Below are 17,626 nucleotides of genomic sequence, written 5' to 3'. Positions count from 1 at the left end.
CACAGCGCATCTGCCAGCCGGTTCCAGCCTTGGTCTGCCGGAAGCTACATTGCGTTTGTGGTTTCTTGAATGTAAACTTTTGAACGCAAAGTTTCACAAACATCGAACCTAGTTATGGCCCGGAAATCCAACCTCAAACATGTCGCCGATGCCGATCTCAAATTGCTGCGCGTGTTCAAGGCCGTGGCCGAAAGCGGCGGCCTCGCTGCGGCGGAAACAGAACTGAACATCGGCAAGTCCACCATATCAAAATATCTCGCCGATCTGGAACTGCGGCTGGACCTGAAATTGTGCCACCGCGGTCCAGCCGGGTTTTCGCTGACCGACGACGGCAGCAAAGTGCTGAAATCCGCAGAGGGCCTGCTGCTCTCCGTTTCGGGCTTCCGGGCTGAAGTGAATGAAATCAAGCAGCAGCTGGCCGGCACCTTGCGCATAGCCTTGTTCGATCAATGCGCCTCAAACCCGGAGGCCTTTGTTGCCGGCGCGATCCGCTCTTTCAACAAAGCTGCCCCAGCAGTCGAAATCGACCTGTCGCTGGAGCCGCCCAACGTGATCGAAACCAATGTGATCGGCGGGAAGATCGACGTTGGCATTCTGGCGCTCCACCGGCCTTCGCCCAGCCTGAACTACGCGCCCCTTTACGGCGAAGACATGTTTCTCTACTGCGGCAAAGGGCATCCTTTCATGGAGTGCGATCACGCCGGCCTCCGCCTGGAGGACGTGCGCGCAGCCAATTACGCTGGCATCCGGGTGAACTCCCCCAACCTGCACGTTGGCCAGACGCTGGGCTTCCGCCGCGCCGCCAAGGTCCAGAACGAACAGGCACTGGCCATCCTCGTCATGTCCGGCAGCTATCTCGGCTTTCTGCCCGACCACTTGGCCGACAAATTTGTCCGCGACGGGATGATGCGTAAAGTTCTGCCGGAACAGATTTACTACAGGAGCCAATTTGCAGCCGTCACCCGCAAGCGCCCGGCAATGAATCGCATCACCAGACTGTTTCTCGACCAACTGACCGCAGCGCATTCCAGTAAGCAGCCGGGCGGTATGGCACAGGCACAGACCGCCCCCGTCAGATGATATCCAGCGAAACTTTGACCCGGTCCATCACCACCGAGGACGTAAAGCGGCTGACATTGGATTCATCAAAGAAGTATTCTTGGGTGAAGGCCTCGTACTCCTTTATGTCCTTGACGATGACCATCAGGATGAAATCCGCTTCGCCGGTAGTGTAATAACACTGCTGCACCTGCGGCGCCCTGCGCATCTTGCGCTTGAAGGCATCCAGATGCATCCGGCTTTCACGCTCCAGAACCACCTGCACGATCACAGTCATTTCGCGGCCCATCTTGGCTGGCGATAGGACCGCGATTTCCCTTTCGACCACTCCGGTATCACGCAGTTTCTTAAGCCGCTTCTGCACCGCCGGTGCTGACAGTCCGACTTCCTGGCTGATCGCCTCTGCAGTCAGCTGCGCATTCGCCTGGATCAGCCGCAGTATGTCGTGGTCTTTATTATCCATAGCTGATTTTTGGGCCGGTTTGGCTGGAATGACAACTTGAAAACCTGCGCCAGCCCCACTCGCAAGCAGTTTCGGCAAGGCGCTTGTGGATGTAAAACTCCAAAATGTGAATGTATCACAGGATGACAATTTGCGTCATCTGAACAGCGTATCAACAGCAGCTGCGGCCAGTTCAGCCTCAAAAACAAAGGCCTTTGGCAGCTTTTTCGCCGAAATGCACAAAATTCAAATTTGCGACATCAAATCGGCGAAGATTCCGGAAAACTTCATTTGCGCCCCTCTCACGGTACACGTTTTGTCAGGACTTTCCGGATTATGACTCCTCAAGGCGCCGGTGCGACCGGGCGCCGCAGACTGCAGGAGACCCTGGCCAATGCCCCGACTAACGAAACTGCCGCTGAAGCTGAAACTGCCGCTGATCATGGTGGCCCTGACAGGTGTGTTCCTCGTCACCGTGTCAGTGCTGGTTTACTCCATGGCAGAGCGCAGCATCCGCGAAAACGCCTTTGCGGCCCAGAAGATCGAAGCCAAATCCGGTGCCCAGGCTTTGGGGTTCCTGATCAAAGCGGCGCGCTCCGATCTCTCCAGCCTGGCAGGCCAGCCTGCGGTGTTCCGCGCGATCAGCAACTTCGAACGGGTGATCGGCATGGTCGAGGAAGACGACCCGATTGCCTATCTCAAGCAGACTTATGCCGTCGGGAATCCAAACGCCGCAAACCAGCGGGAGGAGCTGACAGATGCAGGCGACGGTTCCTACTACAACCAGTCGCATGTCACCTATCACCCTACCTTTCTGCAAAGCCTGCGCCTCAACGGTTATCAGGACCTGTATTTGATCACTCCCGCCGGGCAGGTGGTCTATTCGGTGAAAAAGCAGGACGATTTCATGACCGGTGTTCAGGAAGCGCCTGACAGCGGTCTGTCGCAGGTGTTTCAGGCTGCGCTGGAAGCAGAGGCAGGCACAATCGCCGTGGCGGATTTCGCCGCTTACAGCCACAGTCCGGAAGCCGCAGCTTTCATGGCCGCGCCAGTGTTTGCCAAGAACGGCAAGATCGCCGGGGTGATTGCCATCCAGCTCGGCACCGATGGCGTCGTCAAGGCCCTGACCAGCAACCTGTCCGGCGGCACCCATCAGAACATCTATGTGGTCAGCAGCGATGGCGTGGCGCGCAGCCCGTCTTCTGTTGGAGGCCTTTTCCCGGCACTGCAGAAACTGCCGGACACACCGCAGATCAAGGCCGCCAAATCGCATGAAGCAGGCCAATTTGAAGGAGTTCCTTCCTCGCTTGGCGAACGCGCCATTGCCCAGGTGGTGCCGCTGGGCCTGCCCGGTTTCGACTGGTCGCTGGTGCTGGAAACCGATGAGCATACCGCCTTTGCCGTGGTCGAGCGCATCCGCCTGATCGCCGCCGGCATGATCGGCGCGGCACTGCTGGCCGCTATCGGCGTGTCCTGGCTCGCGGCGCGCAGCGTCACCCGCCCGATCCACGCCCTGCGCGAAGCCACCAATGCGCTGGCTGACGCCGACTACAATTCAGAAATCCAGGGCCTTGCCCGCGGTGATGAGCTTGGCGATCTGGCCCGCAGCCTCGACACCTTCCGCGGCAAGCTGAAGGACGCGGATGAGGCCGCCGCCCGTGAGGTGGAAGCCGCCCGCCATACAGCCGCCGTGGTCGAAAGCATGAGCGCAGCGCTATCAGAATTGCAGCGCGGCAACCTGGCCTGCGACATCCGGGCACCTTTTGACGGCCATTACGAAACCCTGCGGGAAAACTTCAACCGCAGCCTCGAACGCCTGCGCGGCTCCATGGCCGAGGTGGTCGGCGCAGCCGGGAACGTTGGCCGCTTCTCCGAAGAACAGCGCGGCGCAGCAACCGAAATGGCGCACCGGACCGAAAGCCAGGCCGCAACCTTGGAAGAAACCGCAGGCTCCATCCGTGAGCTGACCGGCGGCATCCGCGACACGGCAGAGCGCGCAGGCCGCATGGACGACACCATGCGCGGTGCCCGCAGCGAGGCAGAACAAAGCACCGATGTGGTGACATCAGCGGTGGCGGCAATGGATCAGATCCAGGAGGCCTCCGCAGAGATTTCCAAGATTATCAACATGATCGACGACATTGCCTTCCAGACCAACCTCCTGGCGCTGAACGCCGGCGTCGAGGCGGCGCGCGCGGGCCCTGCCGGTGCAGGCTTTGCCGTGGTCGCCTCTGAGGTGCGCGCATTGGCGCAGCGCGCCTCCAATGCAGCCGGGCAGATCAAGGGTCTGACCTCCGCCAGCGAGGAGCATGTCGCCAACGGTGTTGCCATGGTTGGCCGCGCCGGTGATGCGCTGACCCGGATTATCGAACAGGTCTCGGCAGTTTCCGGGCTTGTGACCGAGATCGCCGACGGTGTCCGGGCGCAATCGCGCGGGCTGGAAAAGATCGACGGCGCCATGCATCAGCTGGACAACATGACCCAGCAGAACGCCGCCATGTCCGAAGAGGCTGCCGCCGCCAGCCAGCTGCTGCAGCATGAATCGCAAAGCCTGACAGACATCGTCGGCCGCTTTGACCTGGGTGGAGACAGCGCAGATCAAGGTTTTGCGGCAGACCCGCACCGGTTTAGAGCTTGAACCAGAACCGGCAGGCTGGAGCTAGACTTCAGCCTGCCGGCAACCCCTTTGCTCCCGGCTGATTAAATTTAACATAAGTCTCATTACAGGGCTCTATTTAGACACCGAGGAACCGGACCGCGACATCCGCAGGCAGTTCGGCAATCCGGCCTTCCCAGGCGTTGCTGCCCTTGTTGAGGATCACCGCCCGGTCCGCCACGGCAGCCAACTCCTTCAGCGATTTATCCACCACCAGGATCGACAGCCCGGCCTCGCGTTTCAGCCGGGCAATCGCTGCCCAGATTTCCTGCCGCACCACCGGCGCCAGCCCCTCGGTCGCCTCGTCCAAAATCAGAAGCCGCGGATTGGTCATCAGGGCACGGCCGATGGTCAGCATCTGCTGCTCGCCACCCGAAAGCGATCCGGCGGCCTGTGTGCGGCGCTCCTCCAGCCGCGGAAAAAGTTCTGCAACCCTGGCCATATCCCAGGGGCCAGGGCGGGCCGCGGCGATCAGGTTTTCCTCTACCGTCAGCGGCGCAAAGCAGCGCCGCCCCTCAGGCACCAGACCCACCCCCAGCCGCGCAATCCTGTGCGATGGCAGCTGGCGAAGATCATGGCCGTCGAACGTCAGTTCCCCCTTGGAAGCCGCCAGCATCCCGCAGATCGTCTTGATTGTGGTGGATTTGCCCATGCCGTTGCGGCCCATCAGCGCCACCACCTCGCCCTCGCCGATCTCCAGGCTGACCCCGAACAGCGCTTGCGCCGGGCCATAAGACGCCTCAACCCCTTGCAATGACAGCAGGCTCATGCGGCGTCCTCCTCTCCCAGATAGGCGCGGCGCACCTCTGCGTTGGCGCGGATGTCGTCCGCGGTGCCGGTGGCAATGATCTGGCCGTAGACCAGCACGCTGATCCGGTCAGCCAAGGCAAAGACAGCATCCATGTCATGCTCCACCAGCAGGATCGGCGCCTCCTGCCTCAACCCGTCAAGGAACCCGGTCAGCGCCTTCGACCCGGCGGTGCCAAGCCCTGCCATCGGCTCATCCATCAGGAACAGCCTCGGTTTCAGCGTCAGGGCAACCGCCACCTCCAGCTGGCGGCGCTGGCCGTGCGACAGGTCGGCGGTGCGGCGGTTTGCATCTTCCGTCAGTCCCACCCGTTCCAGCGCGTCCCACGCCCGCTCCAGAAGCTCCGCGTCCTTCATCACATTGCGGAAGAAATGGAACGGGCGGCCCCGCCCGCCAAGCGCCCCCAGCACCGCGTTCTGCAAGACCGTGTATTCCATAGCCAGCGCGGAGATCTGAAACGTCCGGCCCAGCCCCATCCGTGCCCTTGCCACCGTGTCCAATGCGGTCACATCCCGGCCCAGCAGCTCCACTGTGCCGCTGTCGGGTGTCAGGTTTCCCGCAATCTGCTTAATCAGGGTGGACTTACCCGCCCCATTCGGCCCGATCAGCGCATGGATTTCACCGGGGCGCAGGTCCAGCGAGACGTCGCGGCTCGCCTGAAGCGCGCCGAAGCTCTTGCTGAGCCCCTTGGTTTTCAGAACCACATCAGCCATGCGCCTTCTCCCGTCCTGCAATGGCCCCGATCAGCCCGCCGCGGGCAAACAGCACGATCAAGAGCAGCAGCACACCAAGGAAGATCTGCCAGTAATCGCTGATACCGCCCAGAAGATGCTCCAGCAGGATATAAAGCGCGGCACCCGCAACCGGGCCATAGAGCCGCCCGACCCCGCCGAGGATCACAAAGATCATTATCTCGCCGCTGGTGTGCCAGCTGAGCATAGTGGGGCTGACGAAGCGGTTCAGATCGGCAAACAGCGCCCCTGCCAGCCCGGTGATTGCCCCGGAAATCACAAAGGCCGTCAGCCGCAGGGTGAACGGCGTAAGACCAACCGCCTGCACCCGGTCCTCGTTTTGCCGCGCTGCCGCCAGAGCCAGCCCGAAGGGCGAGCGCGCCAGCCGCGACGCGAAAACCAGCGCCAGGCAGAGGATCACATAGGCAATAGTGAAGAACTGGATCGGGTCCAGCGTGTTGAGGCCGGGGAATTCATTGCGCACCCAGATCGACAGCCCGTCCTCGCCGCCATAAGCGCTCCAGCTGATGGCAAAGTAGTAAAGCATCTGGCCGAAGGCGAGGGTGATCATGATGAAGTAGACACCCGAGGTGCGCAGGGACAGCGCCCCGATCACCAGCGCCGCCAGCGCGCTGAAGACCACCGCCACCAGCCAGATCAGCGGCATCTGGTTGCTGCCCTCAAACAGGAACGGCCACTCAAACAGCGGATCATAATTCTGGGCATGGGCGGCCAGGATGCCCATGGCATAGCCGCCGATCCCGAAAAACGCCGCATGGCCCAGGCTGATCAGCCCGCCAAGACCGAGGGCAATGTTCAGCCCCACGCCCGCCAGCGCCAGAATGGCCGCCTTGGTTGCCAGCGTGATGATGAATGGCTCATCCAGCGACCACGCTGCCAGCGGCACGATCAGCAGCGCCGCAATCATCGCCCAGTTGAGCAGGCTCTCGCGCGTCAGCATCATGCGTTCCCTCCATAAAGGCCAGAGGGGCGCACCAGCAGGATTGCCGCCATCAGAATGTAGATCAGCATCGAGGCCAGCGACGCCCCGGCAGAGGCCGCGCTGGCCGGGTCCATAAAGACTGCAAACAGCTGCGGCAGGAATACGCCGCCCAGCGTATCGGTCATCCCCACCAGCAGCGCGCCGGCCAGGGCGCCTTTGATGGAACCGATGCCGCCAATAACAATGACCACAAAGGCCAGGATCAGCACCGGCTCGCCCATGCCGACCTGCACCGACTGGATCGCGCCAACCAGCGCGCCCGCCAGCCCGGCAAGCGCCGCGCCCAAAGCGAACACGACTGTGTAGAGCTTGGAAATATCAACGCCAAGCGCGGCAATCATCTCGCGATCGGCCTCACCTGCGCGGATCTGGATGCCAATGCGGGTGCGGGCGATCAGCAGGAACAGCCCGGCAGCAACTGCCAAACCAATCAGGATGATCGTCAGCCGGTACAGCGGATACTGAATGCCGCCCGGCAGGCTCACCGGCCCCGACAGGTAGGACGGCACGTCCAGGAACAGCGGGAAGGAGCCGAACAGCCAGCGGGTGCCTTCGGAAAAGATCAGGATCAAGGCAAAGGTCGCCAGCACCTGGTCCAGATGGTCGCGCCGGTAGAGGCGCCGGATCACCACCAGTTCCATCAGCGCGCCGGCAGCCGCGGCGGCCGCCAGGCTTGCGATCAGCGCCAGCAGGAACGACCCCGTCCACCCTGCAACCGCGGCAGCGGCAAAGGCGCCCACCATGTAGAGCGAGCCATGGGCCAGGTTGATCAGCCCCATCACCCCGAACACCAGCGTCAGCCCGGCTGCCATCAGGAACAGCATCATCCCGAGCTGGAGCCCATTCAGGATTTGCTCCAGAACTAGAATATAGGTCATTTGATTTTCCGAAGGGGTAGTCTTGCCGTGTGCGGAGGCGCCTCAGGCGCCCCCGTCCGGGTCAGGTCTTACATCTTGCACTCGCCTGCATAGGCGTCGGCATGGTCGCTCAGCCCGGTGGCAATGATCTTGTTGGTGAAGACGTCGCCTTCCTTGATCACCTCGCGGACATAAATGTCCTGGATCGGGTGATGGTTGTCACCAAACTTGAAATCACCGCGAACCGATGCGAACTCCGCCGCTTTCAGCGCCGCGCGGAAGCTGTCCTGGTCAGACACCTCCGCCTTGTCCAGCGCGCTCAGGATCAGGTTGGCGGTATCGAACCCCTGGCTGGCATAAAGAGATGGCAAGCGGCCGTATTTTGCCTGGAAGGAGGCAACAAATTCGGCGTTGGCCTCATTGTCGATGTCCTTGTTCCACTGCGAGGTGTTCTTCACCCCCAGCGCGGCGTCACCCACCGCCTGCAGGATACCCTGGTCGAAGGAGAACGCCGGGCCGACCACCGGCAGGTCCACGCCGCTGCCCGCATATTGCTTGAGGAAGGAAATCCCCATGCCGCCGGGCAGGAAGAAATAGACCGAGTCAGCGCCGGACGCCCGGATCTGCGCAATCTCGGCGGCATAATCGGTCTGGCCCAGCTTGGTGTAGATCTCACCGGCCAGCTCGCCCTGATACATCCGCTTGTAGCCGGTCAGCGCGTCCTGCCCCGCCGGGTAGTTCGGTGCCAGGATGAAGCTGTTTTTCAGCCCCGCCTCATTGGCATAGGCGCCCGCGGCTTCATGCAGGTTGTCATTCTGCCAGGCGACGTTGAAGTAATTCGGATGGCAGCGTTTGCCTGCCAGCGCCGAAGGGCCGGCGTTCGGCGATAGGTAAAACACGTTCTGCGCTGTTGCCGCGGGCACCACTGCCATTGCGAGGTTCGACCAGATGATGCCGGTCAGGATGTCCACCTTCTCGGACTGGATCATCCGGTCTGCGATCTGCACTGCCACATCAGGCTTGCGCTGATCGTCCTCGATCACCACCTCGACACCCTCGCGGCCGTCCTGTTCGATCGCCAGCATGAAGCCGTCGCGCACATCCACACCCAGCCCTGCGCCGCCGCCGGACAGTGTGGTGATCATGCCGATCTTGGTATCCGCCTGGGCCGCAGCCGCCAGCGCCGGGACCGCCGCTGCCATGGCGAGCATCCGAATGGTCTTCATTACGTCTTTCCTCCCAGAATATGCCCCGGCCCTTGGACCAGGGTTCTTGATCAAATGCTTGCGACTTTAACGCTGCCCCGGCAGAAGCCAAGACCCGCCGCAGCGCGCATCTCCCCGGCTGATCTTGCGCCAGCCCTCGGGATCAGCCTACGCAGGCTTGAATATATATTTCAAGCATAAAATAAATAGGGCAATAATGTTGCCCCAATTGCTGCAATTGCTTTTAAAAGGTCCCCGCTGCCAGAGCGAAGAGCCACCCCCACGCGCTCCCCGGAGTAATTCGGGAAAGATGAAACGGTACTGCAAACCCTGTGCAGGCGGCACCGGTCAACCGGGCCCGAAACAACCCGCCAGATGATCAATCAGCGCCCGGATCCGCGCTGTCAGATGACGGCTGGAAGGATAGACGGCAAACAGCGTTGTGGGATCGGTTTCCTGTTGTTCGAAAAGCACTTGCAGCCTGCCGTCGTGCAGAAACGGCAGCACTGTGTAGTGCGGGCAGCGGGCAATGCCGAGACCGCTGGCAGCCATATGCGCCACCGCCCGGGGTGAATTGGCCCGGAAGCTGCCGCCAACGGTGACGGTCCTTTGCGAAGCGCCTTTGCCAAAGGCCCAGGCGTCCGGTTGCGGAGATGTCATCTGCAGCAGGCAGTTGTGGGTCGCCAGCGCCTCCGGCTCTGCCGGTTCGCCTTCTGCCGCCAGATACTCCGGCGACGCCACCACCACCAGCCGCATGCTGCACAGCTTGCGGGCAACCAGCGTCGAATCCTTCAGGGCGCCAAACCGAACCGCCAGATCCACCCCCTCCTCCAGCATCGGAAGATGCCGGTCGGACAGAACAAGCTCCACCATAACCTTGGGATGCGCCTGCTGGAACGTCTGCAGCGCCTCCACCAGTTCACGGCTGCCGAACCCAGTGGGCGCGGTGATGCGGATCGGTCCTGCCAATTCCTGCTGGCGCAGCTGCACCACGTCCTCCAGCTCATCGAACTGATCCAGCAGTGGCAGGCAGCGCTCCAGATAGGCGCGGCCCGTATCTGTCAGCGTCACTTTGCGGGTGGTACGATTCAAGAGCTGCGCCCCCAGCTGTTCCTCCAGCCGGGCGACATATTTGCTGGCCAGCTTGGTGCTGATCCCCAGCTGCCGGGCGCCGGAGGTGAAGGAGCTTTGCGCCGCCACCGCGGCAAAGGCGCGCATGCAGTCCAGCTTGTCCATCCCAGGGCCTCCTGCTTAGTTTGTGAACGTAGCGTACATAATCATTCCATGAATTGGAATATTATCGCCATTTACGGCGGGGTGTATCTACCGGGTGTCTTCAGAAACCAGCGGCCCCTGCCGCAGCAAAGGACCCCAGACATGACACATCAGATCCGCATCCACAGCTTCCCCCTTTCCGGCCACGCCCACCGGGTGGAGCTGTTCGCCAGCCTCACTGGCATCGCCCATGAGGTGGTGAACGTCGACCTCGCCGGCGGCGAGCACAAACAGCCGCCTTTCCTGGCGCTGAACCCCGCAGGCCAGGTACCGGTGATCGAAGACGGCGAAGCAGTGATCAGCGATTCCAACGCAATCCTGGTCTACCTCGCCCGCAAATATGCACCATCCTGGCTGCCTACCGATCCGGTGCAAGAAGCCGAGGTGCAGAAATTCCTGACCCTGGCCGCGGGCGAGATCGCCTTCGGCCCGGCCGCGGCACGGCTGATCAACGTCTTCAATGCGCCGCTGGATGCGGAATTCTGCGCCACCGTTGCAGCCCGCGTGCTGGGCAAGATCAACGCCCATATGGAGGGCCGCAGTTTCCTGGTCGGGGATACTCCCACCATCGCCGACGTGGCCGCATACTCCTACATCGCCCACGCGCCTGAGGGCGGCATCTCGCTGGAGCCTTACCCCAACGTGCGCGCCCTACTGGCCAATATCGAAGGCTTGAAAGGCTTCAAGCCAATGCCCGCCACCAAGGCCGGCCTAGCCGCCTGATCCCGCTGGCGGCGGTCTAGCGGGCCGCCGCCGCACCGCTTTAGCTACAGGAGGTTCCCATGCCCCATGACGCAGACAGCCCCTCGCCCTTCCACGCTGGCGAACAGGAAATGCAGCGCCGCGCGGGCAAGCGCGACATGGCAGAAACCCTGGGCCGCCGGATGATCCGCCCCTTCATGCCAGACCAGCACCGGGAGTTTTTCGCTCAACTGCCGTTCCTCGCCGCCGGTGCCGTGGACGCGGAGGGCTTGCCCTGGGCCAGCCTGCTGAGCGGCCCGCCCGGCTTTGCCGTCTCGCCGGACCCGGAACACCTTCAGGTCGCGATAAACGGAGCGGCCGGGGATCCGGTCCAAGCCGCCATCCGCGAAGGCGCACCATTGGGGCTGCTGGGGATCGAACTGCACAGCCGCCGCCGCAACCGGCTCAACGGGCGCGTAGTTTCCGTAAGCCCGGCAAGCTTCACCCTGCGAGTGGACCAGTCCTTTGGCAATTGCCCACAGTTTATCCAGGAGCGCGATCTGACCCCGGCCAATGACGTGCCCCCTGCAGCCCCGCAGACCTTTACCGGGCTGCTGCCGGAACACAGCGCGCTGATCGCACAGGCCGACACCTTCTTTGTCGCCAGCCATATCCCCGCTGACGCAGACCCTGAACGCGAAGGCGTCGATGTCTCGCACCGCGGCGGGCGGCCCGGCTTTGTCCGGGTGGCGGGCAATACCCTCACCATCCCGGATTTCCGCGGCAACAACCACTTCAACACGCTGGGAAATTTCCTGATGGACCCGCGCGCGGGCCTGGCCTTCCCGGACTTCGAAAGCGGCAGCCTTCTGCTGCTGACCGGCACGGTGGAGCTGCTGGAGGAGGATCACCCGGAGCTGGCAGGCTTTGAAGGCGCGCAACGCGGCTGGCAGGTCACCCTGCACAAGGGCTTGTGGCTGGAGTCCGCCCTGCCCTGGCGCACCGGCCCCGGCGGGTTTGCCCCGCAGACCCTGCGCACGGGCACCTGGGCAGAAGCCGAGGCCCGCGCTGCAACACCAGGTCCGTAACGCAGCCCGCGGCAAGCTCCCGCAGATTTTTCTGGACAAGACTGTCCAGGGTCGCGATGAATTGGACAGAAATGTCCAAAAGGGCGGATTCGGGGAGACTCCCCAGCAGCCCCGAGGCGGCAGACAGGGAGCAAGGCCATGAAGTCGCACTATCGTGCCGTTGTCATCGGGGGCGGCGTTGTCGGCGCCTCCGTCCTTTACCACCTGGCGAAATTCGGCTGGACCGACGTCTGCCTGATCGAACGCTCGGTGCTGACAGCAGGATCCAGCTGGCACGCGGCAGGCGGTTTTCACGCATTGAACGCCGACCCCAACATTGCCAGCTTGCAGGCCTATACCATCGACCTCCTGTCCGAGATCGAACAGGAATCCGGCCAGTCTGTCGGCATGCATATGACCGGCGGCATGACCCTGGCAGGCACACCGGACCGCTGGGAATGGCTGCAATCGGCCTACCGCACGTTTCAGTCGATCGGCATCGACGACTGCCGCCTGATCACACCGCAGGAAGCAGGCGAGCTTTGCCCGATCATGTCCACCGAGGGCATCCTCGGCGGCATGTGGGCCGACCGCGAGGGTTATGTTGACACCACCGGCACCGTGCACGCCTATGCCGGAGCGGCAAAGAAACGCGGCGCCGAGGTGATCGAGCACAACCGGGTGCTGGAGCTGCACCAGGTGGAGGGCGGCTGGCAGGTGGTGACCGAAAAGGGCACCATCCACGCCGAACATGTGGTTAATGCCGCGGGCCTCTGGGCCAAGCAGGTGGGCCGGATGGCGGGGATCGACCTGCCGGTTTCACCGCTCAACCACCACTATCTGATTTCCGACACCATCCCGGAGCTGGAACAGCTCGATTTCGAGGTGCCGATGACCGTCGACCTCGAAGGCTTCACCTATATGCGGCAGGATCAGAAGGGCATCCTGCTGGGTATTTACGAGATCGACCACCAGCACTGGATGATGGAAGGCGCGCCTTGGGAATACGGGTTCGAGCTGCAGCAGGAAGACCCCGACCGGATTGAGCGCGAACTGACGCTGGGCTTCGAACGCTACCCGGCCCTGCAAACCACCGGCGTCAAGACCTGGGTCAACGGCGCCTTCACCTTTGCCCCCGACGGCAATCCGCTGGTTGGCCCGGTGCGCGGCAAGACCGGCTACTGGTGCGCTTGCGGTGTGATGGCGGGCTTCCTGCAGGGCGGCGGCGTCGGCAAGTCGCTGGCCGAATGGATGATCCACGGCGAGCCGGAGGCGGATGTGTTCGGCATGGATGTGGCCCGCTTCGGCGACTACGCCCAAAACAAGCGTTTCATCAAGGAAACCACCGGCCAGTTCTACACCCGCCGCTTCGTGATGACCTACCCGAACGAGCAGCTGCCCGCAGGCCGCCCCCTGAAAAAGGCCCCCGCCTACGACGGCATGACAGCTGCAGGCTGCCGCTGGGGCGCCAGCTACGGGCTGGAAATCCCGCTCTATTTCGCCCGGTCGGAAGACTTCACCGAAACCCCGACCCTGAAACGCTCCAACGCCTTTGAAATCGTCGCAGACGAATGCAAGGCAGTGCGCGAGGCCGTGGGCCTCCTGGATATCTCCGCCTTCTCGCGGTTCGAGGTCACGGGCACAGGGGCCGAGGCCTGGCTTGACCGACTGATGGCCTCCAAACTCCCCGCGCCGGGCCGCGCCAAACTGGCGCCGATGCTGTCGCCCGAAGGCCGCCTCAAGGGCGATCTAACCGTGTTCAACTGGGGGGATGGCACCTGGTGGATCATGGGCAGCTATTACCTGCGCGAATGGCACATGCGCTGGTTCCAGGACCACATGGGCGAGGGCGTCGAGGTGCGCGACGTGACCGACGCGATTACCGGCTTCAGCCTCTCTGGCCCGAACAGCCGCAAGGTGCTGGAAAAGCTGACCGACGGCCCTGTCGCAGACTTGCCCTTCATGGGCTGCACCACACTCGACATTGGGATGCTGCGCCTCAAGGTCGGCCGCCTCTCGGTCGCCGGTGAGCTGGGCTATGAGCTCCACTGCTCCGCCGCCGAACACATCACCCTGCGCGAAACCCTGCTGGAGGCTGGCGCCGACCTCCGCATCCGCGAATACGGTTTCAACGCGCTGCTATCACTGCGGCTGGAGAAAAGCTTCGGCATCTGGAGCGCGGAATTCACCCAAGGCTACACTGCAGCGCAAACCGGCATGGACCGCTGGATCGACTGGGACAAGGATTTCATCGGCCGCGGCGCCGCGCTGAAGGAACGTGACGCAGGCGGCCCGGAACAGGTCCTGGTGACATTAGAGGTGGACGCAACGGACGCCGACGCCAGCGGCTACGAACCGGTCTGGCAGGGCGAAACCCGCGTCGGATTTGTCACTTCCGGCGGCTATGGCCACACCACGGGCAAGTCGCTTGCCATGGCGATGGTGGACCGGGCGGCAGCTGCGGAAGGCACGGAACTGACGGTTCACATTGTCGGGCAGGAGCGTGCCGCGCGGGTAATCGCAGCTTCCCCCTACGACCCCTCCGGCAAAGCGATGAGAGGTTAAGGCCATGACCATCGAAAACGACAGTGCCGCCCGCAGCCGCCGGCGGCGGGGGCGCGGGGGCGACGCCGCCCCGGCCCCGCAGCGCACCACGAACTACCGCCAGCTGAAAAACCCCTTCCCGCTGATGGAGGTCTTCCCGGCGCATCAGATCGCGGACATGCATGAAACCGCGCTGAAGATGCTGGAAGAGCTGGGCATGAAGGTGCTGCTGCCGGAGGCGCGCCGGATCTACGCCAAGGGCGGCGCCCGCGTCGATGAAAGCACCGAAATGGTTTACATCGGCCGCGACATGGTGGAGGCGGCACTGGCCACTGCCCCCCGCACTATCACTTGCCGCGCCGGGGCGCGGGAGCGTGATATCACGCTGGAGCTGGGCAGCCTGGTGTTCCAGGCGGGTGCAGGTGCCCCCAACGCCACCGATCTGGAACGCGGGCGCCGCCCCGGATCTGCCCGGGACTATCTGGAATACCTGCAGCTCACCCATCACTTTGACGTTTTCCACATGATCTCCCCCCAGGTGGAGCCGCAGGACGTCCCCATCCATCTGCGCCATTACTTCACCACCGAGGCGCAGATGACCCGGACCGACAAGTTCCCCTTCATCTTCTCGCGCGGCACGCCTCAGGTGATGGACTGCTTTGAAATGATCCGCGACTTCCGCGGGGTGTCGGATGCGGAATTCCGGGCAGAGCCGCGCTGCTACACAATCATCAACACCAATAGCCCCCGCACGCTGGACATTCCGATGGCGCAGGGCCTCATCGACTTTGCGCGCCACGGCCAGGTCTCGATCATCACGCCCTTCACCCTGATGGGGGCGATGGCGCCGATTACCGTCGCGGGCGCCATCGCCCTCAGCCATGCCGAGGTGCTGGCCGCCCTGACACTGACACAGCTGACAAAGCCCGGCGCACCGGTGTGCTACGGCACCTTCACCTCCAATGTGGACATGAAATCCGGCGCCCCGGCCTTTGGCACGCCCGCGCACTTTCAGGCGTCATTGGCCGCAGGCCAGCTGGCACGGCACCTTGGCCTTCCCTGGCGCTCTGCCGCCGGATCGGCCTCAAACTGCAACGACGTGCAGGCGGCCAATGAAAACCAGATGGGGCTCTGGGGCTGCCTGATGGCCGGCGCCACCGTGATCATCCATTCGGCCGGCTGGCTGGAGGGTGGTCTGTCGGTCTCCTATGAAAAACTGATCACTGATGCTGAAGTGCTGAATATGATTGCCGAACTTTGCGCAGGCGCTGAGGCCGGGACAGACGAAATAGGCTACGCCAGCGCCCTGACACAGGTGGAGCCGCAGGGGCATTTCTTTGCCGCCCCCCAAACCATGGACCGCTACAGCACGGAGTTCTATCAGCCGGTGGTGCATGACTACGCCAACTTCGGCACCTGGACCGAACGCGGCAGTCTGGATGCAAGCCAGCGTGCCACCCGGGTCTGGAAGGAGATCCTCGCCCATGATACCCGGCCGGTGACGGATGAAACCCGCGCTGAGGCCCTGCAGGCCTTCATCGCTAAGCGCACCGCAGAAGGCGGCGCCCCGCCGGAGAGCTGACATGGCCAGACGCGCCGCCCCGGTGCTGCACCGGGACAACCCCGACAAGGAACCCCTCAGCGGCCATGTGAAGGTCACGCCGGAGGACTGGCTGAACGTCGCCCGCGACCTGCTGGTCAGCGAAGGGGTGGCCGGGGTCAAGGTGCTGGCAATCGGCGAACGGCTCGGCGTCTCGCGCTCCAGCTTCTACTGGTACTTCAAAAGCCGCAAACACCTGCTGGAGGCGCTGCTGGACGATTGGGAAGCGCGCAATACCGCACCCATCCTCGACCACTGCGAAATGCCCGCCACCAACATAAGCTGGGCGGTCTGCAATTTCTTCCGCTGTTTCGTCGACCCGGACCTGTTCGACGCCAGCCTCGACTTCGCGGTCCGCGAATGGTCGCGCCGCGACGGCAAGGTGCGCAACCGGATCGACGCGGCGGATGCGCAGCGCCTCGCCGCGGTGACGGCGATGTTCGAACGCCACGGCTTTTCCGCCTATGAGGCAGAGGCCCGCGCCCGGATCCTCTATTTCATGCAATGCGGCTATCACGCGCTGGAAGTGCGCGAGCCGATGCAGGCCCGCACCGCCCGGCTGGAAGGCTACCTGCTGGGCTTCACCGGGGTTGAGCCGGACCCGGAGGCCGTAGCTGCCGCCCGGATATTTGCCGAAGGCAAGATGGACCCCTGAGGCGCCCCCCGGGGCCTTTGCAACCGGAAAGATGCAGCAGAGGCTGGTTCAGCCCCGGCTGTGAAAGATGAAGCCGAGGAAATTCAGCAACAGCTGCGCCGCCAGGATCTGGGTGCTCTCGGAGGGGTCATAGGCCGGGGCGACCTCCACCAGGTCGATGCCCGCCACATCGCCGCGCTGCGCCAGCCCCTGCAGGATTTCCAGCACGTCGTAATAAAGGAAACCGCCATGGCTCGGCGTGCCTGTGCCCGGCGCGATTGAAGGGCAGAAAGCGTCGATATCAATCGTCACATAATACCGCGCACCCTTGGGGATGCGGTCCAGCACCGCCTCGGTGCCCAGCTTGCGCACCTGCCGCACCGACAGGATGTCGGAGCCGCGCGCGCGGGCGTCCTCGTAGCCTTCCCGCGCCGTGGAGGAGACATTGCGGATGCCCAGCTGGGTCATGCCGCTGACATAATCCTTCTCAATCGCGCGGCGCATCGGGTTGCCGTGGCCTTCGGTGACACCATGGCGCTCATCGACAAAGTCCAGATGCGCGTCGATCTGCACCACATGGATCGGGCCGTTCCTGGCGCAGTCCTCCTCAAAGGCGCGTATACAGGGGATGTTGATGGAATGATCGCCGCCGATCACCACCGGCAACGCGCCTGCCTGCAGGATCTTCCGCACCCCGTATTCGATATTGGCGTGGCTTTCCCCGGTCATGGTGTGGACGATGTCGGCATCCCCCAGATCGACAATCCGCACATCCTCCCCCAGATAGGTTGCATCATCCTCGTGATCATAGGCGCCGGCATGGCCAAAGCTGAACAAGGTGGACGCCTCGCGCACCGCCCGCGGGCCGAACCGTGCGCCGGACCGGTACTGGCAGCCGAAATCATAGGGCGCGCCAAGGACCGCAACATCCGCATCAATGCAGTCCCAATCCGCAACATAGGGTTTCTTGCCAAAGGTCGCGATGCCAGTGAACGGCAGGTTCAGGCGGCCAGTCTCATATCCATGTCCGGACATTTGCGTCTCCTACTGCAAGGTTTCAACGC

At 63.1% G+C, this 17,626-nt stretch carries 16 protein-coding genes; 8 read left to right on the top strand and 8 right to left on the bottom strand.

Annotated features, from left to right (window positions below):
* The first annotated feature begins 114 nt into the window (after positions 1-114).
* Positions 115-1,080, top strand: a complete 966-nt coding sequence (locus tag RA26_RS04205; RefSeq protein WP_039180380.1) for a LysR family transcriptional regulator — start codon at positions 115-117, stop codon at positions 1,078-1,080.
* On the opposite strand, the gene RA26_RS04200 is transcribed toward RA26_RS04205, so the two are convergent.
* Entirely contained in the window at positions 1,073-1,522 is a 450-nt protein-coding gene (locus RA26_RS04200; protein ID WP_039180378.1) for an Lrp/AsnC family transcriptional regulator, read from the bottom strand. The two genes, RA26_RS04205 and RA26_RS04200, sit on opposite strands and share 8 nt — an antisense overlap.
* 130 nt (positions 1,523-1,652) lie before the next feature.
* Between RA26_RS04200 and RA26_RS23060 the strand changes: the two genes are divergently transcribed.
* On the top strand, positions 1,653-1,841 hold the full coding sequence (locus tag RA26_RS23060) for a hypothetical protein (protein WP_206540423.1): 189 nt from the start codon (positions 1,653-1,655) through the stop codon (positions 1,839-1,841).
* Between the two features lie 54 nt (positions 1,842-1,895).
* Positions 1,896-4,139: a methyl-accepting chemotaxis protein gene (locus RA26_RS04195; RefSeq protein WP_039180374.1), complete on the top strand. Its 2,244-nt coding sequence runs from the start codon at positions 1,896-1,898 to the stop codon at positions 4,137-4,139.
* A gap of 97 nt (positions 4,140-4,236) precedes the next feature.
* Here the strand turns inward: RA26_RS04195 and RA26_RS04190 are convergent, their stop codons facing one another.
* The 6 genes from RA26_RS04190 to RA26_RS04165 all read right to left on the bottom strand — a co-directional run bounded on the left by RA26_RS04190 (position 4,237) and on the right by RA26_RS04165 (position 9,997).
* Positions 4,237-4,926, bottom strand: coding sequence for an ABC transporter ATP-binding protein (locus RA26_RS04190; RefSeq protein WP_039180371.1), 690 nt, complete (start codon positions 4,924-4,926; stop codon positions 4,237-4,239).
* On the bottom strand, positions 4,923-5,678 hold the full coding sequence (locus RA26_RS04185) for an ABC transporter ATP-binding protein (protein WP_039180369.1): 756 nt from the start codon (positions 5,676-5,678) through the stop codon (positions 4,923-4,925). Before RA26_RS04185 ends, RA26_RS04190 begins: the two co-directional genes overlap by 4 nt.
* Positions 5,671-6,660: a branched-chain amino acid ABC transporter permease gene (locus RA26_RS04180; protein ID WP_039180366.1), complete on the bottom strand. Its 990-nt coding sequence runs from the start codon at positions 6,658-6,660 to the stop codon at positions 5,671-5,673. Before RA26_RS04180 ends, RA26_RS04185 begins: the two co-directional genes overlap by 8 nt.
* Complete coding sequence (locus RA26_RS04175; RefSeq protein WP_039180363.1) at positions 6,657-7,577, bottom strand: branched-chain amino acid ABC transporter permease; 921 nt, start codon at positions 7,575-7,577, stop codon at positions 6,657-6,659. The genes RA26_RS04180 and RA26_RS04175 overlap by 4 nt, the downstream gene beginning before the upstream one ends.
* A gap of 68 nt (positions 7,578-7,645) precedes the next feature.
* Positions 7,646-8,782, bottom strand: a complete 1,137-nt coding sequence (locus RA26_RS04170; RefSeq protein ID WP_039180362.1) for an ABC transporter substrate-binding protein — start codon at positions 8,780-8,782, stop codon at positions 7,646-7,648.
* A 327-nt stretch (positions 8,783-9,109) separates the two neighbouring features.
* Entirely contained in the window at positions 9,110-9,997 is an 888-nt protein-coding gene (locus RA26_RS04165) for a LysR family transcriptional regulator (RefSeq protein ID WP_039180359.1), read from the bottom strand.
* A 141-nt stretch (positions 9,998-10,138) separates the two neighbouring features.
* Here RA26_RS04165 and RA26_RS04160 point away from each other — a divergent pair, with 141 nt between their 5' ends.
* The 5 genes from RA26_RS04160 (at position 10,139) to RA26_RS04140 (ending at position 16,583) form a co-directional block, all read left to right on the top strand.
* On the top strand, positions 10,139-10,759 hold the full coding sequence (locus RA26_RS04160) for a glutathione S-transferase family protein (RefSeq protein WP_039180356.1): 621 nt from the start codon (positions 10,139-10,141) through the stop codon (positions 10,757-10,759).
* Positions 10,760-10,818: 59 nt separating this feature from the next.
* On the top strand, positions 10,819-11,805 hold the full coding sequence (locus RA26_RS04155) for a pyridoxamine 5'-phosphate oxidase family protein (RefSeq protein ID WP_052272302.1): 987 nt from the start codon (positions 10,819-10,821) through the stop codon (positions 11,803-11,805).
* Positions 11,806-11,943: 138 nt separating this feature from the next.
* Entirely contained in the window at positions 11,944-14,349 is a 2,406-nt protein-coding gene (locus tag RA26_RS04150; protein ID WP_039180353.1) for a GcvT family protein, read from the top strand.
* Positions 14,350-14,353: 4 nt separating this feature from the next.
* Positions 14,354-15,910: a trimethylamine methyltransferase family protein gene (locus RA26_RS04145; RefSeq protein ID WP_039180350.1), complete on the top strand. Its 1,557-nt coding sequence runs from the start codon at positions 14,354-14,356 to the stop codon at positions 15,908-15,910.
* 1 nt (position 15,911) lies between these two features.
* Entirely contained in the window at positions 15,912-16,583 is a 672-nt protein-coding gene (locus RA26_RS04140) for a TetR/AcrR family transcriptional regulator (RefSeq protein ID WP_039180347.1), read from the top strand.
* A gap of 48 nt (positions 16,584-16,631) precedes the next feature.
* Here RA26_RS04140 and speB read toward each other — a convergent pair whose 3' ends face one another.
* A complete protein-coding gene (gene speB / locus RA26_RS04135; RefSeq protein WP_039180344.1) occupies positions 16,632-17,597 on the bottom strand; it encodes an agmatinase in 966 nt (321 codons plus the stop codon).
* Between the last annotated feature and the right edge of the window lie 29 nt (positions 17,598-17,626).

Source organism: Leisingera sp. ANG-M7, assembly GCF_000813965.1.
GTDB lineage: Bacteria > Pseudomonadota > Alphaproteobacteria > Rhodobacterales > Rhodobacteraceae > Leisingera.
Note: the sequence above shows the minus strand (reverse complement) of the source record. Positions and strands in the feature narration are given on the sequence as shown.